Genomic DNA, 26,419 nt, shown 5'->3' with positions numbered 1-26,419 from the left:
GCAAAGCGGCAGAGAAAGTACGTTATTCAAATTCTTTGCAGTTGTAGTCGATGATGACAAGGTTGAACTCGCCGTAGCATAACTCTTCATCGGGATGTTTATAGATCAGTCTGGCACCCGAGGGCAGCCTGAATCCGTTTACATCACTATAGCCTGTAACGGGTGTGAGCCAGGGATAGTTTTTGTATGTCTTGCCATCTGTCGTCTCAAATCTGTCGTTGCTAAGAAAGTCAACAAGTTCCCCTTTGCCGTTAAAATACAATGTAGCACCGATAGTAATATTACCATTAGTGAATTTTGCCTCAACTGTTACTTCGTCTATCTCCTTCCATATAATATTCCGGTCAATGAGTGAAGCAGGTGCCATGAAACACATGTCGTTAAACAGAGTCACTGTCTCGCCCTGATCCATTTCCTTGCCGCTGGCATTCACCACAGTAAAGAGTCCGAATATTTTTACAAGCATAATTGCTTTCTGGTCGCGGTACAGGTGAATCCCTTTTGCAGGAATACCTTTCTTCTTTGCAACGATGTAGAAAAGCCGTGTTGGCCTATCAGTGAAATTATACTGCACAGATGTAAGAGGCATGTATTCTTCAGAGGAATTTGATCTTATCCCCCCTTTAAAAACGGCTCTGAAATTCGTTACTTTTTCTTTCCCCACTGATCCGGTATATTCAATGTATTTCTGAACAATAGCAGGTAAGTGCTGAAGATCTTTTGCGGTCAGAGTCTCATTTTTTATACTCCTTGTGCGTTCCAGTGCTTCCAGAACAGCTTTTTTCCAGGCTTTTTTCATTTTCGGGTTTTAGCTGGCCTAAAATTACGGATTAAATCGAAAAAATGTAATATGTATTATAGAAGATAGATGATGGGAGGAAGGGCGCAAAGGCGCAAAGGCAAAAGTCAAAGCGGTAAAAAACCACAGAGACACGGAGAGCATGGAGGAACACGGAGATTTTGAATGTGTCACTTGGCTTCGCCGTCATTTAGCCTTCGGTTGTCATTCGTAGTCATTTGGCTTCGCCGTCATTGGTTGTCATTGATTGTTCTACGATCGAATGACAATTGAATGACTATTGAATGACTATCGGATTTTGGAAAGGACGGTATGGTAATGCTGTGCAAGTTTTTTGATATTCTGCCAGTTGGTTTTATCTGGAATGTAGAATTCGAATTGCCGTGTGCCTGCACTGGTGACGATATTTACAAAATTGTTCATGCCGTTTTTATAGGAAAAGTATGCAGGGAACCATAACAGGTATTCAAAAAATGTAGTGCTGTTTAATCCTTCATATCCGGAAATTTTGAAACGGATGCTGCGGATATTATCGATATAGATTATTTCTTTTTCCTGGTCTGATTTCACCTCGATATAATTCTCAAAAAAAGAGATCTGACCGATTACATCCTTGAACTTAACCGAGTAATTGATAATATACAGGGAGGCTACAAAAAGACAGGCAACAAGGATCATCAACGCCACACTTACAGTATCATTTAACCAGCGACCTGTCGATCCGACAAGAATCAGAATCAAAAAGCCGCTAATTATCCCTCCAAAGGCATAGCGTTTGATTGGTTTGCGTTTTTTACTTACCAGTTCAAAGGTGATCATGGTGCAGGGTATTGCTGTTTGTCTTTTAGTTTTCTTTTACCACGGAGACACGGAGGCCACGGATTTTACACGGAGTAATTTTGCCCCTGAGTCCCCCATTCTCCCAGTCTCCCCCTCTCCTTTTCATGGGTCAGGGTACAGACTATTTTGCAGTATCTCCCAGAAAAGCAATATCCATAAAATACTTCTCCGGATCATTCCGATCGATATAGACATCTATTGTTTTACGTCCGGCAAGGAGGGTTTCCGGATCCTGCCATATATATCTGATAGTATGCCTGTATTCCTTGCCTGTCATCGGATCGGTCCATTTACAGTGGATCAAATATGGATTCTTATTCCTGATATTAATTTCCATGTCAAAATCAATTTTCAGAATCTGTGCCTCCACTTTCCTGCCTGTCGTTTTGAAATATTTTTCCGTAGTCTCCTTTTTTCTGTTTAAATAGATCATAGTCAGGTTAAACAGTAGCAGGATGAATCCCCAGAATACAACTTTCTTCCCCCCTCTCTTTCCGTCTGTGATGCGGCATTTGTCGGGATCAGTTACCTGATAGAAGACCTTCACTTTATCACCATCATGATATTTCCTTCCCTTACTGCTCTGGGTTCTCTGACTGTTTCTTTCAATGCCATCGTCAGATGTGTATTTTATCTCATAACGTGACATCCCGCTGTTTACAACAGTTCCCACAGTGAGTTTAGCAGTCTTCTGATATGCTGATGCTTCAAGATAAATTATTACTCCGGCAGCTAATGTAATTCCACAGATGACAAGCAGGATTTTATTTCCGGTATTCATAGGATAGTGTTTTGAGGTAATGATGAGTGAAAATAATAAACTTTTTTGAATTATGGAGTGTTGAACAGCGTTGCCCGAAGTGCTTTGGTTTTTTATTTATTACTTCTTACAGACAACAGGACTGATCTGCTTATAACAACCTTTGGCCTTTCAATAATTTCAAAACCAGCTGTCTCTGAATACGCGATTGTTTTAGCAAATGCTGCTGACGGCACATGGATTTTTGGCTCGATGACAAGAATTCTCCCGCCTGAACTCAAAATATTTTGCAGCTCGAAAAACATTCCCAGCTGATCAGGGACTTCATGAACCATCCAGAAGGCGAGAACAAAATCAACTTTTTTCATGAGGCCTATTTTATCTGCAGAGCATTTATGCTGCTCCACTCTATTCTCTACTCCCATTGCCTTTATCTTAATTGCCATCCTGGCAAGCATTTTCTCCTGCAGATCTGCTGCAATCACCTTTCCCTCCTCCCCGACAAGATTTGCCAGTTCGCCTGTAAAATATCCCGGTCCGCATCCCAGGTCAAGGACAGTCATTCCTTTGTTTATGAATGGCCCCAGTATCTTCCGGGGATTATGAAATAAACGTCGTATTGGATTATCAAGACTGCCTGAAAACTCAGCAGGGCAAACGTAGGGGCGGTTATCGTTATTCATTGTTAAACTTTAATGATATTCAAATATAATAAAAAGGCGTAAAGGCGCAAGGGCGTAAAGGCGTAAGGGCGTAAGGGCAGGAAATTAGCTAATGCTAAGCAGGGTGAAATGCATAGGCTTCAACTTAAGCTTAGTATTGAAGATGCGGGAATAAGTAAAAGTCTCCCCTCCTTTTGAAGGAGGGGTGGACGGGAGTACTGATTATCTGCCTTTTATGAAATATTATTTCCCGGACGGGGTGGTTGATTTTATTAGTTTTTTCGTACCTTTAAATCCATGATCAACAAAAACCTCATCAACAGAAAAAGCCTGAAAGGATTCAGATCAGTTCTCAGGAACAACTCAACTTAAGCTGAGGTAGCTCTATGGGTTATGCTTAAGTCAAAGAAACTTGCAGGAAGAAAATTCAGAAGACAGTATAGTATTGGCAGATACATTGTTGACTTTTGTTGTCCGTCAGAAAAACTTATTATTGAGCTGGATGGAAATCCTCATGGTGAATATCATCGGATACAAAAAGATGAAAACAGGGATAAATATCTCGAGAGTTTAGGATTCACAATTTTAAGGTTTGAAAAAAGATTTGTATTCCAGGATCCTGAATATTTAAAAGGTGAGATAATTAAAATATTTAATAAAAAAGGAATTAGTAATCTGATAGAATAATCAACCACCCCGGCCGGGATAAGCATTTGTATCAAAATTAAAATGTAGTCCGGCCACCCCTCCTTCAAAAGGAGGGGAGAGTTTATTTAGCTTACTATATCCTGATATTAAGATAGTTGTACCTTTTGTATTCAACTACACCTAACCTTTTTCAAAATCTTAAATTTGACGGCTAAGTGGTGCTGTGTGCCGGGTCATGATTATTACTTTAGAAAGAAAACTATGACTGAACCGATTATCATGATAAAGGAACCGAGTAACTTTTTGCGGATATCGCGTTCTTTGAAGAACCGGTAGCCGAAGAATACACTGACAATTGCGGAGAGCTGAAAGAGTGATAAAGAGTAACCAACAGGCATGTGTTCGAAAGTGAAGTTTGTAGTGAACTGCATTGTGCCGATACAGGCTATGAGCAGGACAAATTTCCGAGTATCACTGAGACTGGTTTTCTTCACTTCTGTTAAGAAATCGAGACGGTAAACAAACAAAAGAATAAATGAAAAGAGAGCACCGAAACAGCACCAGCTCAGGAATGCTATTGTTGAAGATGATGCAATAATTACTTTCTTCAGAAATACAGCTTCAATGGCTGTTAGTATCATTGCTATCAAACGGAACTGAATATCGCTTCTTTTCAGGAGTGCAAATGAAAACCTTTCTTCGGTGGTATCGAGAACAAAATAGCTTCCGTAGATGATAAGCACAATTCCTGCAATTCCCCATAATGAAGGGATCTCTCCCAGCAGTATGATCCCGCCGATAATCCCCACAACCGATTTATAGGAATTAACCGGCCCGAGTACCGAAAGTTCTCCATCGTTTATTGCTTTAACGAGGAAGCCGTTGCCAAGTGCTCCGGTCATACCCGCCAGAACTGAATAGATCCAGAATTGCCGGGGTACTTCAGGAAGATTAAAAAAGAAAATAGCAACTATACAAAAGACTGATAACAGGAAATATGTCAGGAAATTAACAAACAGAGGATGGATTCCTTTTGCCGTAAGCTGTTTCTGAAAGACATTACCCAACGGATTGGATAATATCCGCAGTAAGACAGCTATTGTAACCATGGCAGTCTCCATCATCTAAACTGGTTAACGGTTTAAAGGTTCTTTACTACATTAAAAAATCACCATCTATAATTAATAGTTTTACACCTGCGGCAGAGACAGAACGGTGAGAACTAAGGTCATCAGATACAACGTATGTCATGCCCTTTTTCAACAGAGTCACTGTGCCATCGCTGAGCTGACTTACAAACTCACCTTCGAGACAATGAACAATATGACCTTTCCGGCACCAGTGATCGGCAAGATAGCCGGGGGTATACTCAACAATACGGATCCTTAATCCCGGATATTGTAAGGTCTGCCAGTATGCAGTTCCGGTTTCACCTTTATGTTCTGTTTTGGGTATCATAGACCAGTCTATAGTCTGAAACGGAATGCTTTTGTCAGATGTCATCGATATGTTATTTGATTATTTTCAATACTCTTCCCTGTGCTCTGTGCTCCATGCTCCGTGCTCTGTGCTCTGAGCCACACACGCTTGCTGAGCGCAGCCGAAGCATGCCTATTTTTTGTTAAGGACCAGCACCCAGTCGTTGTCATTTGCTCTTTCGCCTGGCGGGTCGAACAGTATCTCTCCTTTGCAGTCGAATGTGCCTGAAGGCGTTGATTCACCGTTACGGGGATTATACCACGAGGCTTATAATATCATTACTTTTTAGTTTCTTTACGATTTTCCATGTAAACTGCTTTTCCCGCTGCCTTGGTCACTTCAAAAATCCTTCCCTTGGTAAGCCACGAAATACCGAAAGCAACTAGTGCAACAGCTTCAAGAGGCAACGTTGAATACTCCCCTACCAAAAACTTGCCTACCGGAATCAAAAGAATAGCTATGAAAATCACCCAGCCACATATCCTGTAGATCCTGTTCTCATTATAAGGCTGGGTGGTTTTGCCCTTGATTTCTATCTGACCCAGTACAAAAATATTATGGGAGATATGAGCCAGTATAAAGAAAAAGCCGGCAGCAAAAATATAGTGAAGGGTTCCAGTCCAGGATTCGTATACCGGCAATAGAGTATCAATTTTATCTAACCAGTTAATTTCACCATTCACCTTAACAGGATTGGTAGGCATAAGAGCGACTCCTAAAGCTAAAAAACCTGCAATGTTTGTCATTATATTCTCATTTAAGCAGAAGATCTCGTTAGAATACCCCCTGTATGAGATCAGAAAAAGACTTGTGGCGCAGAGTACTCCTGTAAAAATCTCGCGCAGATTTGTATAGTAGTAATGGCTTATTGAAGGCTGAATAGCTGTTTTAAAAAAAGGAATGAAAGAAAGCAGCAACAATATAAAGGAGAGGAGTATTCCCAGCCATCCTATGGCTTTACGGGTACGATAGAATGTCTTTCTGATATTTTCAGCTTTAATGGTTTCTGCTTTCTTTTTCATTGGACACTGCTTTTAGTTTGAGACAAAGAAGTAGTATATACCAAATTTACAAATAAATCGGAATAGAAGCAAGGATGAATTATGGATTATGTATTATAGATGATAGATGATGGGGGGAAGGGCGCAAGGGCGTTATGGCGTAAAGGCGCAAGGGCGGAAGAAATGTCTTGCAGTCATGCAGTCGTGCAGTCTCCCCCTCTCCCTTTCTCCTCTTCTCCCCCTCCTTCTTCAGTCGTCAATATCGGGTTCGAAGAAGACCCAGTTGATTGCAGTATTGTGCTTTTTTAGTTCAGCTTCGCAGTTATTTATATTTTTGATCAGCTGTTCTGCAGAATCAACTGCCTTCATTCTGGCTTTTACGGCAACCATTATCTGAGCACCCAGCTGTAATGTGATGAGATTAAGTATTTTCTCAATCTCGGGCCTTGCTTCAAGGATACTTATTATCTCTTTACGGGTTTCATCATCAGTACTTTGTCCGATAAGCAGGCTTTTTACCTTGGTGGCCAGGAAGATAGAAATAAAGACCAGCAAAACACCAATGCCAATGCTTCCAATTGCATCAAATACAGGGTTACCTGTTATAATAGACAGCAGAACCGCAATAAGAGCAAAAGAGAGTCCCAGCAAAGCAGCGATATCTTCTCCCAATACAACTACCAGTTCACTCTTACGGGTGTTTTTAACCCACTTCCAGAGTGATTCATTATGCCTTATCTTATTTATTTGTGTCAGACAGCCATACAGAGAAGCCGCCTCGAGAATCATGCTGACAGATAAAACAACAACTGCAATAATCGGACTTGTAAGTCCTTCATGCGAACTGAGTTTATGGATGCCCTCATATATTGAGAACATCCCTCCCATACTGAATAAGATAAGTGCTACAATAAACGACCAGAAATAGATCTCTTTGCCATATCCCAGAGGATGATCAGGGTCGGGCTTCCGCTTCGATTTGCTTAACCCGAGGAAAAGCAATCCCTGGTTACCACAGTCGGCAAAGGAGTGTATCGACTCGGCCAGCATAGCACCCGATCCGGTTATTACTGCTGCTGCTGTCTTGGTTACAGCAATCCCAAAGTTAGCCAGTAAGGCAAATAGTATCGATTTAATCGATGCATCCTGATGTGACATATGAAAAATTTATGAATCAAATTTAGTGAAATTGATTCAATCTCCCTTTCTCCCTTTCTCCCCTTCTTTCCTATTCAGAAGACCATCTTCGGTGCACTGAAGGTATTGGGATCACTACTCAGTCCACGTTTATAATTAACAACTTCCATTGTTTTCGGGACTATCTTAATAAGAACAAAATTGGTTTCCCAGTTTGGTATTCCGTTCCAGTAATCGCGTTTCATCTTAACCAACAGGTCCCTGTCATCTATCACCTCTGCGGTTCCCGTGATGCTGACATATCCTTTTGCAGTGGAATGGTCGGCATAATAAACACATACTTTGGGATTGTTTTTAATCTCTTTTACTTTACGGCTGCTCCTTGATGTGGCAAACCATGTAATGAAATCATCATTAACAGGAAAAGGGTTCATCGTACGCATCTGTGGCTGCCCTGAAGCATCGACTGTAGCCAGACCACAATAGTTTGTTCCTTTTATAATTTCTTTTGCTGCAAACATCAGTGTGTCTCTGTTTATGGCCGACTGAGCATTTATCTTCGGTGAAATGAGTGCAGTTAATACTATCAGACTGCAAATTGAAATAAGTTTTGATTTCATCTATTATTTAAGTTTATCGGGTTAAAAACAGAAGATCGTCAAAGGGGGCTTTTACCCTATGAGCTTAATGTATTATTTATGATGTTTTATAGATGATGGGAGGAATGGCGTACTGCGTGCACCGTAGCTTTAACGAAGGTGCAATAGTGTAAAGGCGTAAGGGCGTAACGGCGAAGAAGATCTTTAATACTTATGTTTTGTTAAACAATTGCTGATTGTCAATTGTTAGAATAAAGAAATCAGAAATAAATTATCTTTAACGTCATTTTAAAATCACATTATATGAATAAAAGACTTTTAGTCAGAGCGATAATGCTTTTTGCAGTACTTACTTCTGTTTCCTTTTCAGCATACGGACAGAAAACAAGAGATGAGATAGCCGATAAATATAAGTGGAACCTTACGGACATATATAAATCAGATGCTGACTGGACAAAAGCCAAAGAGGCACTGGCTGTGAAAGCGGCAGGACTTGAGAAATTCAAAGGAACACTCACGAAATCAGCTGCCGATCTGAAAAAATTCTATGTCCTGGGCTCTGAGATCGGGAAAGAGGCATCCAGACTATACAGTTATGCCAGTTTCAACTCCGACCTGGATACCCGCAATATGAAATACAATGCTATGAAGCAGGAGCTTCAGCAGATGTTCTCAGATCTGGGTACCAGAACAGCTTTTGCCGAGCCTGAGATCCTGTCGGCCGAGTGGTCGAAGATAGACGGCTTCATAAAATCAGATCCTGAACTGGCTCCTTACAGAATGGGCCTTGAGAATCTGTTCAGATTAAAGAAACACTCTCTTTCAGAACCGGAAGAACGTATTATGGCGCTATCGTCAATGGTAACCGGCGTTCCTGACGCTGTTTACAATACATACAGTAATGCTGAGATGCCATCACCTGAAGTAACACTTTCGAACGGAAAGAAATTAACAGTTACACAGTCGGAATATAACAGATACAGAGCCAGTACTAACAGGACCGACAGAGAGCTTGTTTTCAATGCCTTCTGGAATAACTGGGAGAATTACAAGGCAACCTACGGAGAGATGCTTTATGGTACTGTAAAAACGGATATCTTCCAATCCAGGGCCAGACATTACGAGTCTGCTCTCGAAGCGTCGCTCTACCCAAACAACATACCTGTTAAGGTCTATACATCTCTTGTAGAGAATGTTAACAGGAACCTGCCTGCCTTCCATCGCTACCTGGGAATCAAAAAGAGGATGCTTGGAGTTGACACACTGAAGTACTCCGACCTTTATGCCCCTGTAGTTAAGGATATTGACCTGAAATATACATATGATGAAGCAACCGGCATCATCCTCGAGGCACTGAAACCTCTTGGCGATGAATATATTGCAACAGTGAAGAAGGCCATCGACAACAGATGGATTGATGTATATCCGACTCCTGGCAAACAGTTTGGTGCATATTCTTCAGGAATGGACAAGGATCTGCATCCGTATATACTGCTGAACTACACCGATCTGTACTCTGACGTCAGCACACTGGCTCATGAACTGGGACATACAATGCAGAGCTACCTTTCGAACAACAAACAGCCTTATCCTCTAGCCGACTACCCCATATTTGTAGCGGAGGTTGCCTCAACTTTTAATGAGGTGCTACTATTCGATAATATGATAAAGAAAGTAAAAGACGATAATACAAGGCTCTCAATGCTGATGACCTGGCTCGATGTCTTTAAAGGCACACTCTTCCGCCAGACTCAGTTTGCAGAGTTTGAACTGCGTATTCATGAAGCTGTCGAAAAAGGTCAGCCGCTAACCGGTGATGAAATTTCAGGGATCTATATGGATATTCTGAAGAAATTTTACGGATCCGAAAAGGGTATCACCAAACTTGATAAGAACCTTGAGATGGAATGGGCTTTCATACCTCATTTCTACAGGGGATTCTATGTATACCAGTACAGCACTTCATTCACTGCATCAATATCGCTTGCTGAAAAAGTCAAGAGCGGTGACAAAGAGGCTTTGAATAAATATATAACCTTCCTTTCATCGGGAGGATCTGATTATCCGATCGAACTGCTTAAGAAAGCCGGAGCCGATCTGACTACTAATGAGCCTTTCGAACTGACTATCGCATTCATGAACAGGGTGATGGATGAGATTGATCTGATACTTAATAAGAAGTAAATAAAAAGTCTTGCGGTCTTGCGGTCCTGCAGTGTCTAATACATTTCCCCTCCTTTTGAAGGAGGGGTGGCCGGACTGTTTTTTAAATATTTAACAAATTCTGATACCGGCCGGGGTGGTTGATTACCTCTGTAGAAGTGGATTCGATTCTAAGAACTTAAGACTTTTCCTGTTAAAGATGTTTTTGTTTTCATTTAAATATAGGTAAAAGGAAATCAGAGAATCAACCACCCCGGTCGGGAAATAAAATACTGTATATATATGATAATCAATCATCCCGACCACCCCTCCTTCAAAAGGAGGGGAAATTTTTGAATTCAATTGAATGTCTAAGTATGAAGACTGAAAAACTTAATTATGTCTTCAGCAAGCAGTTCGGGTTTTTCGATGGCAGGGAAGTGACCTCCAGACGGGAAATCCGACCACTGCTTTATATTATATCCCCTTTCGATGAAAGAGCGCGGGGGAAATGGTTCCTCATATTTGAAATGTGCGATAGCGGTCGGGGTATTAATAAATGTCTCTTTACCGAGAATCAGAGGGACTTTATTGTTTTCATTATAAAGTCTTATAGACGAATGTATTGTTTCTGTTATCCAGTAGAGAGTGATATTGGATAACAGTTCATCTTTTGTAAAAACATTACCGATATAGCCATTACAGTCGGCCCATCCGTGCATCTTTTCCACTATCCATGCAGCTAATCCAACCGGAGAATCATTCAGTCCGTATGCCAGAGTAAGTGGTTTGGTATTCTGCTGAAGCGAATATCCGCCCTCCTTAGCATACCAGGCTTCTTCCTGATCGAGATAATCGTTTTCTTCTTTTGTAAACTCCTCATTCTCTTCCATTTTCGGCACATAATTGCCGGGGATATAGTTAAGATGAATCCCGGTTACATGCTCAGGATATTTAGCTGCAAGGGCTGTTGAGATACCTGCCCCGAAGTCGCCGCCCTGTACTCCGTATTTATCGTATCCCAGTTCTGTCATTAACTTATGCCATAATTCTGCCATAAAGATGACATTGCATCCTGACTCTCTGATTTTTTGCGAAAAACCATACCCCATCATCGAAGGGATAACCAGGTCGAAAGCGAGCGGACTGCTTTGGGTGAGCAGAGGAATAAGTTTTTTCATCTCAAGGAAGGATGAAGGCCAGCCGTGTGTCATTATTAGCGGGATATTCTTCTGGCCTGTTCCTTTTATATGCTGGAAATGAATCTTGAATCCGTCGATAGTGGCAATATAGTTTGGATAACTGTTAATTTCACTTTCTGTTTTCCGCCAGTCGTAGACATTGAGCCAGAAGTCAGCCAGCTCCTTCATATAGTAAAGGCTCGCGCCATAATTCCATCCCGACCCTTCTATCTCATCGGGCCATCTGGTATTTCTAATTTTCTCTTTCAGCTTGTCTAAGTGCTGCTGAGCAATCTGTATCTCGATTTTCTTTATCATTATGAATTCATTGTTCGTTTATTCTTATCCCTCGTTGTCTTGCAGTCTTGCGGTCTTGCGGTCCTGCAGTCATCTCCTTTTCTCCCACTCTCCCACTCTCCCCTTCACCTCTTCACCCTCTCTTTCAGTTCATTAAACAACTCCACAGTATTACGGCTGTCTTCAAAATTAAAATATAGCTGAAGATCATCTGTCCGGATAGAAATATAGGGTGGATTTCCTTTTGTAATAAACAATTTGACCTTGCTTTTATCGCTGAGAGTGAAGTTTCCTTTAAGTGTATTACCGGCAGCATAACCGTTTGTACGTCTTTTTATTGCGGGCAAAGCAGAAATAGTATCAAGCTGCCTGATATCGGCAAGCTTAATACCCATTCCATACATTCCGTTTATAACAAATTCAGTGTTTGTAAAAGTTGTCTTTATTTCACGTTTCCCGGAGAGAACAATCGCCGCTGGAATGATGATAGCAAGAAAAAGGATAATCAGTATTAAAGCAACATGCGACTTACTATTGTAATCGGATATGCTCTCCATTTTATTTCCTTCGATTAACTTATTGATTTCCATTGCGACCTCTTCAGGCTTATCTGTTCCGATCCTGACAACCGATTTTCTGTTTTTGAATGTCAGCTCAATTGCCTGAAGTCCCGAGACATTATAAAGCCAGCCATTGTTTAGCATCCTTATGCCAACTCCTGTGAGGATGTTATTTTTTACAGGTTTACAGCTTTTAATATCTGAAACAGAATACTTCCTCGAGACTAATCCTATCCCTAGACTGAATGAAACATATGTATCGGTGACCGATATTGTCAGTTTGTAGAAGGTCAGAAGGCATATCAAAAGAGTTAATAAAACAAAACCGAAAGTGAAAACGGTAATTAATTCGTCAAAACCGATACAAACTAACATTATCAGACTTAGAATGAATATTGGAAGCATAACAGCTACCGAAAATTTTCCAAACTGAGTGTAGGTCTTATTAACCATTTATGTTATTTAACTGGGATGTAAAGATATTAATTTTACAAAGTAGTAGAACGGAGTATATAGCGGGTTTCACCAGATCATTTTATCCTCTTCTCAAAACACACACTATTCTCAACACCTGCATATTGTCCGTAATTCGGAATTGAGGTATAGCCGTTCTTTCTATACATACCAATTGCTTCCGGCTGCTTTTTGCCTGTTTCAAGAATGCATTTCTGGTATGACATTTCTCCTGCCCATGCCTCAAGTTCAAGAAGAACTCTGGATGCGATGCCCTTTTTCCTGTGATCGGGATGGACATACATCCTTTTAATTTCCATTGTATCTGCGGAGTACTCTTTAATCGCTCCGCAGCCAACAGGATTAAGGTCGTCAAAGGCAACTACGACATGTTTAATCTTCTGCAGGGTATTGAACTGAGAGTAAAACGTATGTTCATCACCATCGCGAATAGCAAGATCTGCATCGAGAAGTTTTACGAGTTTAATGAAATCGGGATTTTCAGATGATGTTCTTTTTATTATAATCATGACAGTAAATTACATTTCAAATCCAGGTCAGATTCTTCCGATAAGTTCTTCAATTTCTTTAAGATGCAGTTTCAGATGCTTCGGGAAGTCAATTATCATGGTCTCCATAGTGATGTTCTTACCAGGTTCGGAGATCCATTCGTTATGGAGCTTATCCTTATTGACATTTCTGATCACATGACAGAAATGTAAAAGCGAATACTTCCACAACTGTATCATATCAGACCAGTCCTCATTCTGATAGTTCTGAATAGCAATCCACCGGTCGTTATTTCCAAAAGTTGCGTAGTTTGGGAACTCAAGCGGACAGGTTTGATACTGAAGGTGTACCACCCTGTGGGTATTGTTTGAAGCTGAGTCGATCAGATGACCAAGAATCTGCTTTATATTCCTGTTCTGACTATTTCTTCGTTGAGAGATTGTATCATTTGGGAGGGCTGCTAACTTTGATTCCCACTCCACGATCAGGGAGGTAATCTCTTCTGCCAAAATTGAGGTGTCTAACATATTGATAATCTATTCTTCTGACTATTTTCCCAAAATATTTTTTTAACCACGAAGTACACGGAGGCCTTCGACAAGCTCAGGCTGCCACGGAGTTTTCATTCGGGTTGGCTAAGGCCGGAAATATATGAAAAAAAACGAAGGATGGCATTTGAATTTATTTGATTTCCAAAAGAGAAATAACCTCCAGATTGTTCTCATCTAGTGATTCAATATCAAGCTTGTATGAAGTTTTTCCTCCCCAGTAACCAACATTTATTGTAAGAATTGTATCATTCTGAATCGACCAGGTTCCATCGAAATCACCATAAGTTACCGGCGGAGTTCCGCACCACCCTGCATTTTTTCGCTCAACAAGGGTCCCATTAATGTTAAATTTATAACAATGATTATCAACAAATTCACTGCTTCGGGTAAAAACAGCAGAATTGTCTTTATACTCTGAATAGTTCCATACACCTATAAGCAGATTGTTGCCGTCAATCTCTATCTTATCTTTCGAACAGGACCAGGAAACCGAAATCAGTAAAATCAGCAGCAAATATATCTTTTTCATGAGAGGCTGTTTATAGCACTTGAAAAGCACAAGAATTGTACCAAAAAATGATCAAATAAAAAAGCCGTCTCAATTATTCTTGAGACGGCATCCTTTATGCTTGTTCAGGTGAAGTAACTTTTTCATCATCCCTGCACGATGATCTGAACTTGTCATTGTATTTCCTCTTCCACTCACTTTTCCGATGGTTACCTGATCCACCAGGGGCAACTCCTGTTAGCAGAATTTTTGAGAGCAGGAATAACCCGGCAGTTTGCCAGAAAGTTATCACTGGTCCATGGAATAATTCGGGTATTAGCCAGTTCCAGAGAGCCTGGACTCCAAATACCACTGCAATAACAAAGCCCACACCAAGAATTCCAAATCCAACATACTTTAAAACTGTTAACGCTTTCATACTAATGATTTTTAAATAGTTTATATAATTCACTTAAGTTTTCCCTTAGGGCAAGAACAGCATATCGTTTGCGTGAGATGAGGGTATTTATTCCGGCACCGGTTTCTTCAGATATCTCTTTGAAACTCTTACCATCAAACTCATTTGCAACGAATACACTTCTCTGCTCTTCAGGAAGTTCCGACAGCGTCTCTTCAATGGCTTCCCATATCAGTTCCTTTAACTCATCATCTTCGGGTGTTGATCCGAGCGAAGGGAGTATCTCCTCGAGTAAAAGAGGTCCGTCCTCATCATCCCGTGCATTTTCGCTGTAACTGACTTTTACAGGCTTTTTCTTGCGGAAGAGATCGGTGATACGGTTATCAGCCACTTTATAGATCCATGCTGTCAGGTTTTCAATCCTCCTGATGTCCCGGAAGCCAATAGTCAGCTGGTAGAAGACATCCTGCAGAATATCTTCAGCCTCAACATGATCCGGAATCCTGTTACGTATATATCCGAGCAATCTTTTTCGCTCATCTTTATAAACAGTTCCAATTTTCTCTGACTCTTTCGGGCTCATTTAAGAGGTTGTTTAATTCCATAGACGAAAGCAGGGTAAATATATTTTAAAAATATGACAACTATTTTTGGGATAGATAAGTTGCCCTTACCGCTTGCCGGTAGCCGGAAACCGGTAGCCGCTTATTACATGTCATAAAAATTTCTTACTTTTCTGAATCGTTTAAAAAACAGAACTTAAACTGACCGCCATGAGAATAATTAAATTTACCTTCCTCTTCCTGATTATTATCTCAGGATGTACATACCAGAATAAGAGTAACGAAATGAAAAAAGAAAGTGAGAATATCAAAGTCAGTATTAATCACAAATCTGATTCAGGCGTTGTTTCAGTTGTGCATAAAATCAGATCTGCACGAGTTATTACTGTGGGAGGAAACAATGCTGAAATACAGGGATTCACATCTGTGGCTATACAAACAGCTATCGATGCCCTGAAAGAAGCAGGTAATGGTGGTACAGTAAAACTCATGCCCGGACATTTTGATATAATTGCACCGGTAAGGCTGTATGATAATATCACTCTTACAGGGTCGGGTCCAAAAACGATACTGAAGAAATGTAAGGGATTCAGGTCGCAGTTTACAATTGATGCCGACTATGGGGAATTACGGTTGACTATTGCAGATGCATCGGGATTCAAACCGGGAATGGGAGTTGCTATATATGACGATAAACAGCGCTCAGGCTGGGACCTTACAACTGCAAAAATTACTTCAATAGAGGGTAATACACTATTTATTGACGAGTATCTGGTACGCGATTACCAGGCTGGAGATAACGGTACAGTTTCAAATGCCTGTTCTGTGATAAGCGCTGTGGAGGCGAATAATGTAACGATCTCCGGCCTCACCGTTGACGGGAGCCGTGAGACAAACGATATGATAGATGGCTGCCGTGCCGGAGGGATCTATCTGCATAAGGTTCATAAGGCTGTGGTTGAAAATGTTATTGTTAAAGATTATAACAGCGATGGAATAAGCTGGCAGATAACCGAATATGTTACCGTAAGGAACTGCGAGGTATATGGCTGTTCAAACAGCGGACTGCATCCCGGAACCGGTTCTCCGTACACAACTATTGAGGGGAATAACAGTCATGACAATGATGGTTATGGACTCTTTGTATGCTGGAGGGTAAGAAACGGAGAGGTAAAGAATAATACTTTTTCTCGAAATGGCAGAAACGGAATAAGCACAGGGCATAAAGACACTGATATGCTGTTTGAGGGAAATACTATAAGTGAAAACGGATCAGATGGCATCCATTTAAGAGGCGAAATCCCTGCCAATGCACCCCACGGGACAATAATAAGAAATAACATCATTGAAAATAACGGAACAAAAGAAGGAGGCTATGGTATTTCAATAAACTGCAAGGCTGAAAGAGTGGTTATTGAAAACAATACTATCAGAAACAGTGGTAAAGGAAAACAGATTGCAGCCCTGTTCCAGTATAAAAACAGCCTGCCTGCAGAGATGAAGAACAATAATGTTAGCGGCCACAAGTCGGGAGAATTGGTTTCAGAATGAAATTTGGTACGTGTTTTGTTATTGTCGATATGAAGAAATGATTCTTCTAAAATTAAACAAAATGAAAAAGGCACTATTTACTTCGATTCTCTCGCTCCTGATAGCTACCGGAACAATAGTAAGGGCACAGGATAAACCCGATGAATATCTGGGTCTGCCGGGAGATAACCTAAATCTCTATGCTGTTATGAGCCTGTTCCAGGAATCTGAGACACTGGAAGGATTTGAGAGAAAACTTAATGAACAAAACTCCAGAATCAATAACCTTGATCTGAATGGCGATAACTTTGTTGACTACATAATGGTTACTGATTATGTTGATGGACAAGACCATAACATAGTAATGTCAGTGGCATTAAACAATAATGAGCGACAGGATGTTGGCGTTTTTACGGTTCAGAAACTTCGTAACGGAGAGGTAGCAATACAGCTCATAGGCGATGAAGAATTGTATGGAAGGAATTATATTATTGAACCGATTTATGATGATAATAATGGCGAAACACCAAATCCTGGATATAACGGGAGAAATAACAACAGGCAGAACGTAACAGTAATAAGGACCAATTACTACGAAGTAGCTGCATGGCCAATGATAAGGTTTATATACCGTCCCGATTACGTAGTCTGGCGTTCATCATGGAGATGGGGATATTACCCTTCCTACTGGCAACCCTGGAGCCCGTTCTACTACCATTATTACTACGGATATTATTCAAACTGGTATCCTGAATACTACAGACACTACCGTCACTGGCACCAGCCACGCTACACCAGGTACAATACATTCTATTACACCAACGTGAGAGTATTCTCACCAACAGTAAGTGTAAGAGTCAAGGAAGGTAACTATAAGACCACTTACTCACGTCCGGAGTCGCGCAGAGATGGTGAAGCCTTATATAAAAGTACCCGTACAAACAGCGATGTAAGGTCAAACAGAACCAGCACATCAACAGATGAGGGCAGAAAGTCAGTATCCACTCAATCAGGTGACCGCAGTGCAGGAAGCACAACAACACGCACAAATACCCGTACCAATACAAAAAGCGATTCCAAAACCATCAATAATACAGGTACAATAAGAAGGTCTGACAATCCAACTTCTGTTAAGTCGGGAACAAGTGGTTCTTCAGGTCAGAATGCCGCCTCTTCAAGGAGACAGAGTAATTCGGGATCAGACAGGGCAGCTACCAAGCCGGCAGCGACAAAGAGTACCGGGACTGTAAGCAGAACAAGGGAAACGACAACAAAATCATCTGCACCGGCCAGAACGACCACAAAAAGTTCTACTCCGGCCAGATCTTCAACAAAAGCAACGAAATCTGAATCTTCTTCCAGAAGCACCAGTTCAAAAGAAAAGGAAAATAGCTCATCGAGTGCAACAAAGAGAAGGTAATGCTTCGGCTTCGCTCAGCATGAAGGGTTCAGGGCACAGAGCTCAGGGCACAGGGCGAAGAGCTAAGGAAAACTAAAAAACGGGATTAGGAATGATGAGTTCTTAATCCCTTTTTCTTTTGGTTTTATTCTATATCTATTGCCTCCCTCCCGGTTCTATCAGATCCCAGAGGTTACCATAAAGATCTTTGAAAACAGCCACAGTACCATAAGGTTGAATGGAAGGTTCTCTTACTATTTCGATATTATTATAGATAAGGTTCTGATAATCTGTTTGAAAATCATCAGTATAGAGGAAAAGAAAGACCCTTCCGCCTGTCTGGTTACCAATTCTGCTCCTCTGCTCCTCTCCTGAGGCTTCAGCAAGAAGAAGTGAGCAACCTCCGGAATCTGAAGGTGAGACAATTACCCACCTCTTGGTTTCACTAAGGACAGTATCCTCCATAAGTCTGAAATGAAGCTTCTTTGTGTAGAAATCGATTGCCTCATCATAGTCGTTAACAACAAGAGTTATATGTGCAATATGACGATTCATTTAACAGATATTATGAAATTGCTGACAAAGATAGTCAGTTCTCCATTATCACGGAAGAAGGATTACAGAATCCTGAACTTGACTTTAACCAAAAAGGCATTGACATAATTATCAGAAAGGGGAATTGCAGGTTTCAGACCCTTCTGATAGGAGAAATCAAATGATAACATATTCATTGTAAATTCCGCACCAACTACAAACGAATAGCCTGTTTCACTTAAACTTCCCGATATATCATCAACCGCTTTTGTTGTTGTACCGTATGTATGAGTTGCTCTCTTCAGAATATCGTACTGTGCTCCTGCATAAATGAAAACATTTGTGGTAAATGCACCTCCCGCAGAATACTGACTTGGTGAGTGATATAGTGTATTGCCAATAAGCGAATAGCTTTCATCTGTCCAGGAGCCGGATGAATACCCCTCCTTTGTAGATAGCCTTAATTTAAATACAAATGGTACTGAAAGATATCTCAGATTAATATTTTCAGGAGTGCTGAACGACTCAGCATTAGCACCGAAAGAGGTATAGTCAACCTTTACTTCAAATCCAAAACTCTGCCTCATTACCTGCAGAAAGGCACCTCCGGAATAAGCAAAATCTTTCCTGAGTTCTGCATTATCCTTAATTATTGGATTATTTGTTTTAAGCAGGGCAGTCATGCCCCCGCCTCCCATGCCGCCCTCAATTCCGAGAGTTGGTTTCCACTTCTGTGAAAAAGAAACAACAAATACGAATGACAAAATCAATGTACCGATAGTTTTTTTCATAGTGCAGTTATTAAATAAAAGACAGATACTAATAAAAAGAGACCCCCGGATTGGGCGTCTCTTCTTATTAAGAATGTTGATTTCCCCGATCAAATATAATATTTCTTTAATGCGAAATACATAAAAGAAGATAAAGGTCATCTTTTCCTGTCGGGTCTGCAAAGTACCGAGCTTTCACTGTACAGACTATCAGCAGCATATATGAACAAACAACTGCCTTCAGAGATACAATCAATAATTTCTTTTGTGAGCCCGAGGGGTAATGCGGGGCAGCCCCAGCTCCTGCCGAGACGGCCATTCTCTGCAATAAAATTCTGACTAACATAACCGGCCCCATGAATTACAATGTCCCTCATTCTGGCACTGTCGTTTATCCCCTTTTCCAGACCATCGAGTCTGAGAGAATAGCCATTATCGCCATAGTAAGTCTCGGCAGTCAAGAAAAACCCCAGGGAGCTCTTTAAAGACCCCGACTGGTTTGAAAAGCTTGTTGCTATGTATTCTCCGCTGTTTTTTCCGTGTGCAACCAGACATTTAAATAATAACTTTTTGGTGTCAAGGTCAATTACGAAAAACCTATCCTTATCGGATGGCTTTGAATAATCAATAATTGTAAGGATATTTTTCTTTTTGTTATTCTCTATCTTACGGTATCCGATAATTGCTGAACTGAAAACATCAGGAGGAACCTCTCCTTCAAGTTTACAATCAGCCCATAGCTTCTGTATTTCATTTTCTTTTACTGTCTGTTTACAATAGGAAAAGTTAAGACAAAGAGTGGACAGAGTCAATATTATTATACGCCTGAGAATATTCATCCGAAAAAATATCAGCTTTTTAACCTTTCTGATTCAGCTTTTAACAAAGCTAATTTATTTAGTTTAAAAACACTCCTGGAACTATGGAGAATCCAGTAAATTACACCGCTAAGCAATGCTGCAAAAAAGCACCAGACCGATGTAAGGTACTGTGTGAAAAATATAGCAGTAACCAGGCAGGAAAGGAACATTAAAATGCCCATCAGATGAGTTCTTTTAATGCTGGAGATAAAAAGCGGAGTTATTGTAACCATCAGATATACAATAAATGCCGGCATCGACAGCGACTTCGGGAAAGTAGTTGCATAATGAATATGATAACCCATTATCTGTGGTGTCACACTGAATGTTATGAGGCAAAAAGCATAATAGAGTGAAAGAAATATTCCCATTCCAAGCAGGACCTTCAGATATTTTCTTTTCTTCTTATTTTCTTCCATTAAAAGAACAGACAGCGGTATCATTGTAGGCCAGAGGAAATCAGCCATAATCAGAAAAATATAAGTCCCGACTTGCCTCAAATCAGCATATTCCGGCAATGGAATTGTTAACCATAAGCTACCTTCAACAATCTGCTGCAATCCGAAAAAAAGCGGAATACTGGCAAATACTATCTGCGAAGGCTTATGAACCTTTGTTACGGTTGCAATACCTATGGCAGAGATAATTACTCCGCCCACGAAACTTGCTTCAGCTGAAAAACACATAGATTTTTCTTTATGTTAGTTAGTGAGGGACATATCAGGAAGAATTAATTTCCTGAAAAATGTCAGAAAGTTAATGATACGAATAATTATCGGATATTAAGGGTAGTCTGCTAAAACCAAACCAGTAACATCATGACTTCACTGAATTTTCATGACCGCAAGTCTCTGGTCCAGTAAATCATGATATTTGCCTTTCATCTCTTTTGATAAAAAACTGATATCAATCAAACTTTTCCATTTTGGTATTGCTAACCCGATTGCTTCAAGTACTTTTTCAATACTCTTTGCTGTTAATTCACTTCTTTCCATTCCAAAGTAGTCAACAAGGATGTTACGGGTTAAATGTTTCTTCTTACCTTTCAATGGCAAGGCCATTTCTTCATCCTGTTTCTTGTATTCGATTGTGGAATTAACCAGATCATAACACGGTGACAGCATCACTTTTTGATCTCTGGTGATAATGGAGAAATTTTTCAGATGCATATCCTCATTACCAACTAAATAACAGAATATAACCAGTTTAAATAGCTTTATTTTCTCTATTGCAGGGAATGTGCAGTATTCATCAATCAACTTTACAACTCTTTCCATACTGTAATCATACTTTGTATTGCGACTCAGTCCGGCAAGCTGGGCAAAATCTTCAACCGGAACTTTATCATTCTGTCCCTTCCTGTCAAATCGCTTAATAAAATATGTTAATGAATTATCCTTCGACCAGATTAAACCATGTAAAGGTATTTCCAGCCCAATCTCCGCAGCAAGCTTCATTGTGAGATCTTCATTCTCAGGCATTTGCAAATAAAGATTGTGTTGAGGTTTGAGTATATATTTCCCGCCATTATCTACAATACTAAACTTTTCATCTTTCACGCTAAGAACTGCACTAAGCTTCGGCTGGACTCCCTGAACTGACATTTTCGATGCACGGTTAAAAGCTTCCTTCCTTTGTTCATCAGCAGTATACTCAAGGTCATTTAATGTTTTTAGCCCTGCACTCAAAAGTCTGAGTCCCGCAGAACTATACCGGTCTTTACCGCAGGGAGTATATGTTATTGGGCAGATGTTCATTCCGGAATTTCTTTTACAGTTACTACTCCAACCATGTCGTCCCCAACAGCTATTAATTGCGATAAGTAGTCCTTTCTATCAATTTTTTTTATTTTCAACAATCCCTCCAATTGTACTCCTTCAGGTAATAATCCATCGAAGAACGGAGGAAAATTATCGAACCTGTATACTGTAGTATTCCGCGGCATAGAACGGGATATATCTAGTCCATTATATCCTGCCAGATATTCAAATAAATACTCTTTACCCTGTTGTAATTCTGTCAGGGTTCCTGCCTCAACTCCCTTAACAAATACTTTAACCTTTCTCATTTTCATTATGTAGGTGGTCCATTAACGGACTTATTAGCTCTATCCTGATGTTTAATACTTTAAGTATTTTTCGTAAAGTGTTTAATTGAATAGTTTCTTTCCCGTTTTCAATATCATAAATTACAGTCTTACCAACACCTGCCATTTCAGCTAGGCTGGCCCGACTCAATTTGGCTGCCTTTCGATGCGCCTTAACTACATATGATAACTCCTGCGATTTTGTCATTATTTACTCTTATAGCGGTAAAATTAAGCTATATTTTTCAAACAAACAAACTATTTTCATTATTTTACTGTCTAAGCAGTAATATCCTATGTTTATCAATCATTTTTATGCCTTATATCAAAATATTACTGCCTCGGAGGTAAATTGGAGGATTTTCTCAAAAACTCAATATGGTTCGCCACAAACCTGATTTCACTCCATGTCACCTGATCCCCCAGAGCCTCCTTTACAGGTCCCAGTTTAAGATCATCACTTCCTCCAAAATGTCTGGAGATAAGGTCTGTCTTTTCCTGTGAAACAAATCTTCTGACCGGAATCTCGCCCTTACCAACATAAAATGCCAGATGACTTTCAATAGTTGTTGCTATCAGGTTTCTCTCCTCAGCAATTTGTGTAACTGACTTACCCTCTTTAAATAGATCAAAACTTATTTTCTTTGTATCCTCTTTAACTTTTTTTATTGCTTTTCCATATGCAATGGTATCAACAGCCGGTGCAATGTTTTCTTTTTCACAATAGAAAGTAATTATCTCCAGAATTTCGCCTCCGAATTTCTCTGATTTCTTCTTCCCCATTCCCTTTACCAGCCTGAGCGCAGATAATGACTGAGGCAGAAAACCGGCCAGATTAACCATCGTTTTCTGATGTAATATCATGTAATGCGAAAGTCCGGTTTCCTTTGCTTTCTGATTCCTCCATTCTTTAAGCATACGGAAAAGAACCGGATGCTTAATAATACCGGAAGCATCATCTGCAGTTTTTACCTGATGAGATTTTGCAGCAGGAACTTCGATAGCCGATTTAGCTTTAGCTTCCAGATACTTGCCAATTGTAAAACCTGACCTCACAGCATTAAGACAGGCTAACTTTGTGTCTCCCTCCTTTTTCAGACGCTCCGATGCCTCAGCGATTGATTTGCGAACTGCCTTATTATCTGTCTCAACTGTAAAACCCTCCAGAATTTCTTTCATGGCGGCTTCAAGTTTCACTGAAAAGAATTCGCTGGCTTTTTTTACTCTATCCTGAAGCAGAACATTTTCTTCAGCATCCGTTTCCCCCTTTAAAAGTCCATTCAACTGTGGCTGGAATTTGTCAGAGACTTCAATAAGGTCTGTATTGATGCTTATGATATTTTGTTCGATGATTTCCCGTGGATTACCTAAAATACTCTCTTTGTGCTCATTTACAACCTTGAGGCAATAGTGTAAACTGCGCGTAACAGGAGTAAAATCGAATAGTTCTGTCAGCAACATCTGCTGGTATGCTTTTTTTGCCTCTGCCAGCTGAGGCTGACCCGGTTGATTCTGAATCTTTTCATTTACAAATTCCGAGATAGCAGGATTATCGATTATGCTTCGCTGATTGATCCGGGTGCTTAGCACCAGTCCGTCAAGCGTACGGCAGCGGCTGAGAGCCACATAGACCTGCCCGTGGGCAAAAGCAGCACAGGCATCAATAACGGCTCTTTCAAAAGTAAGTCCCTGGCTCTTATGAATTGTAATTGCCCATGCCAGCTTGAGAGGGTATTGAGTAAATGTCCCGATAACTGTCTCCTGAATCTCTTTTGTATCGTCATCAAGTGAATACTTCATGTTTTGCCATTCCGCCCTTTCAACCATGATCGGGGAATCGTCATCCGGGCACTTAACAATGATTATATCGTCCTCAAAATCTTCTACTTTCCCTATTTTCCCGTTGAAGAAAAGCTTGTCCCTGGAAATATCATTCTTAACAAACATAACCTGGGCTCCTTTCTTCAGAATAAGCTCACTTGCAGTAGGATATGAAAACTCCGGAAACTCATCCTGAATTGTTGCTTTAAAGGAGTGAGACCTGCCGGGAAGTTTTTCCAGCTTTGAGTCATTAAGCGTCTGGGCCTGATTATTGTGTGTTGTAAGAGTGATATATCCGCCTCCTGAGTCCGGATCAAAATCAGGAATATATCTTTTATTAAGTTCGCTCAGTACTTCTGTGTCCACATGATTGTCGCGGACCTTATTCAGCAGGTTAATAAAAACCTTATCATTCTGTCTGTAAATATGTTTAAGTTCAATAGTTACATAATCGGTGCTGCACAGCGCCCTGCTCCCGAAGAAAAATACAGAATCATAATATTTATCAAGGATCTCCCTGTCTTCATCTTTGACAACAGGAGCAAGTTGCTGAAGGTCGCCGATCATAAGCAGCTGAACTCCGCCAAATGGGAGATGACGGCTTTTGTACCGTCTGAGGGCAGAGTCGACGGCATCCAAAGTATCAGCTCTCACCATGCTTATTTCATCAATTACAAGCAGATCGAGACTTCTGATAATATTAATCTTTTCACGGCTCATCTTATATCCCGGCGGATCATTTTGCTCAGCCGTATTTTCGCGATTAACCTGAGGCAGATAAAACGATGGAACGTAGGGATGGAAGGGCAACTGAAAGAATGAATGAAGGGTAACACCTCCGGCGTTTATTGCAGCAACACCGGTCGGGGCAACAACAATCATCCGCTTTGGGGATGTTCTTTTCAGGTCGTGAAGAAAAGTCGTTTTTCCTGTTCCTGCCTTACCGGTAAGAAAGATGTTGCGGTTTGTGTATTTAACAAAATCAAAAGCAAACTGCAGATCATTGTTTATGACAGTTTCCATATTTTATGCAGCGAAATTTGAGACACATAAAAGTAATAAAAACTGTTCACATTTCTCCTAAAAAAATCACACATTAAGTCTGCGGGCAATTTTCTGGGCAGTGAGCGCCAACTCTGTTGCAAGGAAACAATGATCCTGAGGCATTGCAGTTTCAGTACGGTTTACGACATCTCTTACAAGCTGCTCACCATAAGGCAGATACACCTTTGAGCAATCATAATAAATTGACTCTTTTTGATTAGTCATAAGCAGGTGATTACCCCCTTTACGTCCCAGTACATCGATGTATTTTCGCATCTCAATAAAACCTTCTGTCCCGAGAATAAACACTCGTCCGTCGCCCCAGGTAGCCAGACCATCGGGTGTGAACCAGTCGATGCGTATATAGCCTGAAGCATTAGGGCTGCGAAGGCTCATGTCGCCAAAGTCCTGAAAATTCGGATAAGCAGGAAGATTGAAATTTCCAATCTGGGCGAAGTTGACTTCTGCCTCCTTTGCCCCGGTATAAAACAGGAACTGATCGCACTGGTGCGAGCCAATATCACATAATATACCTCCCGCCAGGGCTGGATCAAAAAACCAGGCAGGACGTGTTTTGGGAGTCATTCTGTGAGGTCCCATACCTATTGTCTGAACAACCTTTCCTATGGCTCCGGCCCTAATAAGCTCGTCAGCCTTTACTGCAGCGGGAGAACCCAGTCTCTCGCTGTACATTATTGAATAGATACGATTTGTAGCTTTCTGAACTTTCTTTACCTTTTTAAGCTGTTCAAATGTTAAAATCCCCGGCTTGTCGGTCATATAATCCTTGCCCGACTGCATCACCCTGATCCCAAGCGGAGCCCTTTCGACAGGGATTCCAGCGCTGGCGACAAGCTGAATGGAATTATCCTGCAGTATCTCATCTTCGCTTGCGGCCACTTTAACTTTGGGAAATGACCTGGTAAAACCTTTTAACAAATCAGGCTCTTTGGCATATACCATCACAAGTTCGCCACCTCCTCCGATAAGTGAAGTTACCATTCCGTTAATATGATTATGGTTGATTCCGATTACTGAAAACCTGATTGATTCCTTTGGTCGGGTCTGCATCTTTGGTTCCACTATTACTTCTTTCGGATGGGAAGTCTCATGTATTCCTCTGCTGAAAAGATCTGCGGGAAGCATAGCCGCAGTTGCCAGTCCTGCAGCTGATGATAACGATTGTTTAATGAAATTACGTCTTTTGATTTGCATAATCAGAATTTTGGAATGAAGGTAGAGAAAATCAGAAATATTGAATTGTGATTGTGAATAAATAAAAAACAAA

At 40.6% G+C, this 26,419-nt stretch carries 28 protein-coding genes and 2 pseudogenes; 4 read left to right on the top strand and 26 right to left on the bottom strand.

Going from position 1 to position 26,419, the window contains the following annotated elements; genetic code table 11:
* Nucleotides 1–22: 22 nt before the first annotated feature.
* The 4 genes from IPJ16_08155 to IPJ16_08140 form a co-directional block, all read right to left on the bottom strand.
* Entirely contained in the window at nucleotides 23–799 is a 777-nt protein-coding gene (locus IPJ16_08155) for a hypothetical protein (protein ID MBK7627154.1), read from the bottom strand.
* Nucleotides 800–1,087: 288 nt separating this feature from the next.
* A complete protein-coding gene (locus IPJ16_08150; GenBank protein MBK7627153.1) occupies nucleotides 1,088–1,618 on the bottom strand; it encodes a hypothetical protein in 531 nt (176 codons plus the stop codon).
* Nucleotides 1,619–1,760: 142 nt separating this feature from the next.
* Nucleotides 1,761–2,420, bottom strand: a complete 660-nt coding sequence (locus tag IPJ16_08145; protein ID MBK7627152.1) for a DUF3592 domain-containing protein — start codon at nucleotides 2,418–2,420, stop codon at nucleotides 1,761–1,763.
* A 92-nt stretch (nucleotides 2,421–2,512) separates the two neighbouring features.
* The gene (locus IPJ16_08140) at nucleotides 2,513–3,082 is read right to left on the bottom strand and encodes a class I SAM-dependent methyltransferase (GenBank protein MBK7627151.1); all 570 of its coding nucleotides are present in this window, start codon (nucleotides 3,080–3,082) and stop codon (nucleotides 2,513–2,515) included.
* Between the two features lie 276 nt (nucleotides 3,083–3,358).
* Here IPJ16_08140 and IPJ16_08135 point away from each other — a divergent pair.
* A pseudogene (locus IPJ16_08135) lies at nucleotides 3,359–3,748 on the top strand (DUF559 domain-containing protein).
* Nucleotides 3,749–3,951: 203 nt separating this feature from the next.
* Here the strand turns inward: IPJ16_08135 and IPJ16_08130 are convergent.
* The 6 genes and pseudogenes from IPJ16_08130 to IPJ16_08105 form a co-directional block, all read right to left on the bottom strand.
* Nucleotides 3,952–4,833 (bottom strand): EamA family transporter, encoded by an 882-nt coding sequence (locus tag IPJ16_08130; protein MBK7627150.1) that lies wholly within the window; start codon nucleotides 4,831–4,833, stop codon nucleotides 3,952–3,954.
* Between the two features lie 31 nt (nucleotides 4,834–4,864).
* Nucleotides 4,865–5,212, bottom strand: a complete 348-nt coding sequence (locus IPJ16_08125; protein MBK7627149.1) for a DHCW motif cupin fold protein — start codon at nucleotides 5,210–5,212, stop codon at nucleotides 4,865–4,867.
* 108 nt (nucleotides 5,213–5,320) lie between these two features.
* A pseudogene (locus tag IPJ16_08120) lies at nucleotides 5,321–5,452 on the bottom strand (hypothetical protein).
* 14 nt (nucleotides 5,453–5,466) lie between these two features.
* A complete protein-coding gene (locus tag IPJ16_08115; protein ID MBK7627148.1) occupies nucleotides 5,467–6,210 on the bottom strand; it encodes a hypothetical protein in 744 nt (247 codons plus the stop codon).
* A gap of 228 nt (nucleotides 6,211–6,438) precedes the next feature.
* The gene (locus IPJ16_08110) at nucleotides 6,439–7,347 is read right to left on the bottom strand and encodes a cation diffusion facilitator family transporter (GenBank protein ID MBK7627147.1); all 909 of its coding nucleotides are present in this window, start codon (nucleotides 7,345–7,347) and stop codon (nucleotides 6,439–6,441) included.
* Nucleotides 7,348–7,421: 74 nt separating this feature from the next.
* Nucleotides 7,422–7,946 carry a pyridoxamine 5'-phosphate oxidase family protein gene (locus IPJ16_08105; GenBank protein MBK7627146.1) on the bottom strand — a complete coding sequence of 175 codons (525 nt, stop codon included), beginning with the start codon at nucleotides 7,944–7,946 and terminating at the stop codon, nucleotides 7,422–7,424.
* A 282-nt stretch (nucleotides 7,947–8,228) separates the two neighbouring features.
* Here IPJ16_08105 and pepF point away from each other — a divergent pair, with 282 nt between their 5' ends.
* Complete coding sequence (gene pepF / locus IPJ16_08100) at nucleotides 8,229–10,109, top strand: oligoendopeptidase F (protein ID MBK7627145.1); 1,881 nt, start codon at nucleotides 8,229–8,231, stop codon at nucleotides 10,107–10,109.
* Between the two features lie 329 nt (nucleotides 10,110–10,438).
* Here pepF and IPJ16_08095 read toward each other — a convergent pair whose 3' ends face one another.
* From IPJ16_08095 to IPJ16_08065, 7 genes are all read right to left on the bottom strand, one after another.
* Nucleotides 10,439–11,566, bottom strand: a complete 1,128-nt coding sequence (locus IPJ16_08095) for an epoxide hydrolase (protein MBK7627144.1) — start codon at nucleotides 11,564–11,566, stop codon at nucleotides 10,439–10,441.
* 104 nt (nucleotides 11,567–11,670) lie between these two features.
* Nucleotides 11,671–12,558 carry a hypothetical protein gene (locus IPJ16_08090; protein MBK7627143.1) on the bottom strand — a complete coding sequence of 296 codons (888 nt, stop codon included), beginning with the start codon at nucleotides 12,556–12,558 and terminating at the stop codon, nucleotides 11,671–11,673.
* Nucleotides 12,559–12,635: 77 nt separating this feature from the next.
* On the bottom strand, nucleotides 12,636–13,088 hold the full coding sequence (locus IPJ16_08085) for a GNAT family N-acetyltransferase (protein ID MBK7627142.1): 453 nt from the start codon (nucleotides 13,086–13,088) through the stop codon (nucleotides 12,636–12,638).
* Between the two features lie 27 nt (nucleotides 13,089–13,115).
* Complete coding sequence (locus tag IPJ16_08080) at nucleotides 13,116–13,595, bottom strand: DinB family protein (GenBank protein MBK7627141.1); 480 nt, start codon at nucleotides 13,593–13,595, stop codon at nucleotides 13,116–13,118.
* Between the two features lie 154 nt (nucleotides 13,596–13,749).
* The gene (locus IPJ16_08075) at nucleotides 13,750–14,148 is read right to left on the bottom strand and encodes a lipocalin family protein (GenBank protein MBK7627140.1); all 399 of its coding nucleotides are present in this window, start codon (nucleotides 14,146–14,148) and stop codon (nucleotides 13,750–13,752) included.
* Nucleotides 14,149–14,242: 94 nt separating this feature from the next.
* Nucleotides 14,243–14,545: a hypothetical protein gene (locus tag IPJ16_08070; GenBank protein MBK7627139.1), complete on the bottom strand. Its 303-nt coding sequence runs from the start codon at nucleotides 14,543–14,545 to the stop codon at nucleotides 14,243–14,245.
* A gap of 1 nt (nucleotide 14,546) precedes the next feature.
* Nucleotides 14,547–15,107: a sigma-70 family RNA polymerase sigma factor gene (locus tag IPJ16_08065; GenBank protein MBK7627138.1), complete on the bottom strand. Its 561-nt coding sequence runs from the start codon at nucleotides 15,105–15,107 to the stop codon at nucleotides 14,547–14,549.
* A 190-nt stretch (nucleotides 15,108–15,297) separates the two neighbouring features.
* Here IPJ16_08065 and IPJ16_08060 point away from each other — a divergent pair, with 190 nt between their 5' ends.
* Together IPJ16_08060 and IPJ16_08055 are read left to right on the top strand one after the other, a co-directional pair.
* Nucleotides 15,298–16,638, top strand: a complete 1,341-nt coding sequence (locus tag IPJ16_08060) for a right-handed parallel beta-helix repeat-containing protein (protein MBK7627137.1) — start codon at nucleotides 15,298–15,300, stop codon at nucleotides 16,636–16,638.
* A 61-nt stretch (nucleotides 16,639–16,699) separates the two neighbouring features.
* A complete protein-coding gene (locus IPJ16_08055; protein MBK7627136.1) occupies nucleotides 16,700–18,037 on the top strand; it encodes a hypothetical protein in 1,338 nt (445 codons plus the stop codon).
* A gap of 135 nt (nucleotides 18,038–18,172) precedes the next feature.
* Here the strand turns inward: IPJ16_08055 and IPJ16_08050 are convergent, their stop codons facing one another.
* From IPJ16_08050 to IPJ16_08010, 9 genes are all read right to left on the bottom strand, one after another.
* On the bottom strand, nucleotides 18,173–18,571 hold the full coding sequence (locus IPJ16_08050; protein ID MBK7627135.1) for a VOC family protein: 399 nt from the start codon (nucleotides 18,569–18,571) through the stop codon (nucleotides 18,173–18,175).
* Between the two features lie 62 nt (nucleotides 18,572–18,633).
* The gene (locus IPJ16_08045) at nucleotides 18,634–19,341 is read right to left on the bottom strand and encodes a hypothetical protein (GenBank protein MBK7627134.1); all 708 of its coding nucleotides are present in this window, start codon (nucleotides 19,339–19,341) and stop codon (nucleotides 18,634–18,636) included.
* Between the two features lie 137 nt (nucleotides 19,342–19,478).
* A complete protein-coding gene (locus tag IPJ16_08040; GenBank protein MBK7627133.1) occupies nucleotides 19,479–20,159 on the bottom strand; it encodes a murein L,D-transpeptidase catalytic domain family protein in 681 nt (226 codons plus the stop codon).
* 11 nt (nucleotides 20,160–20,170) lie between these two features.
* Nucleotides 20,171–20,866: a hypothetical protein gene (locus tag IPJ16_08035; GenBank protein MBK7627132.1), complete on the bottom strand. Its 696-nt coding sequence runs from the start codon at nucleotides 20,864–20,866 to the stop codon at nucleotides 20,171–20,173.
* A gap of 138 nt (nucleotides 20,867–21,004) precedes the next feature.
* A complete protein-coding gene (locus IPJ16_08030) occupies nucleotides 21,005–21,937 on the bottom strand; it encodes a HipA domain-containing protein (protein ID MBK7627131.1) in 933 nt (310 codons plus the stop codon).
* Complete coding sequence (locus tag IPJ16_08025) at nucleotides 21,934–22,248, bottom strand: HipA N-terminal domain-containing protein (protein ID MBK7627130.1); 315 nt, start codon at nucleotides 22,246–22,248, stop codon at nucleotides 21,934–21,936. The genes IPJ16_08030 and IPJ16_08025 overlap by 4 nt, the downstream gene beginning before the upstream one ends.
* A complete protein-coding gene (locus IPJ16_08020) occupies nucleotides 22,235–22,474 on the bottom strand; it encodes a helix-turn-helix transcriptional regulator (protein MBK7627129.1) in 240 nt (79 codons plus the stop codon). The genes IPJ16_08025 and IPJ16_08020 overlap by 14 nt, the downstream gene beginning before the upstream one ends.
* A 125-nt stretch (nucleotides 22,475–22,599) precedes the next feature.
* Nucleotides 22,600–25,110 carry a helix-turn-helix domain-containing protein gene (locus IPJ16_08015; protein ID MBK7627128.1) on the bottom strand — a complete coding sequence of 837 codons (2,511 nt, stop codon included), beginning with the start codon at nucleotides 25,108–25,110 and terminating at the stop codon, nucleotides 22,600–22,602.
* 66 nt (nucleotides 25,111–25,176) lie between these two features.
* Complete coding sequence (locus IPJ16_08010; GenBank protein MBK7627127.1) at nucleotides 25,177–26,346, bottom strand: Gfo/Idh/MocA family oxidoreductase; 1,170 nt, start codon at nucleotides 26,344–26,346, stop codon at nucleotides 25,177–25,179.
* Between the last annotated feature and the right edge of the window lie 73 nt (nucleotides 26,347–26,419).

The organism is Bacteroidales bacterium (assembly GCA_016709865.1).
Lineage (GTDB): Bacteria > Bacteroidota > Bacteroidia > Bacteroidales > VadinHA17 > LD21.
This window is presented reverse-complemented; position numbering and strand designations above follow the sequence as displayed.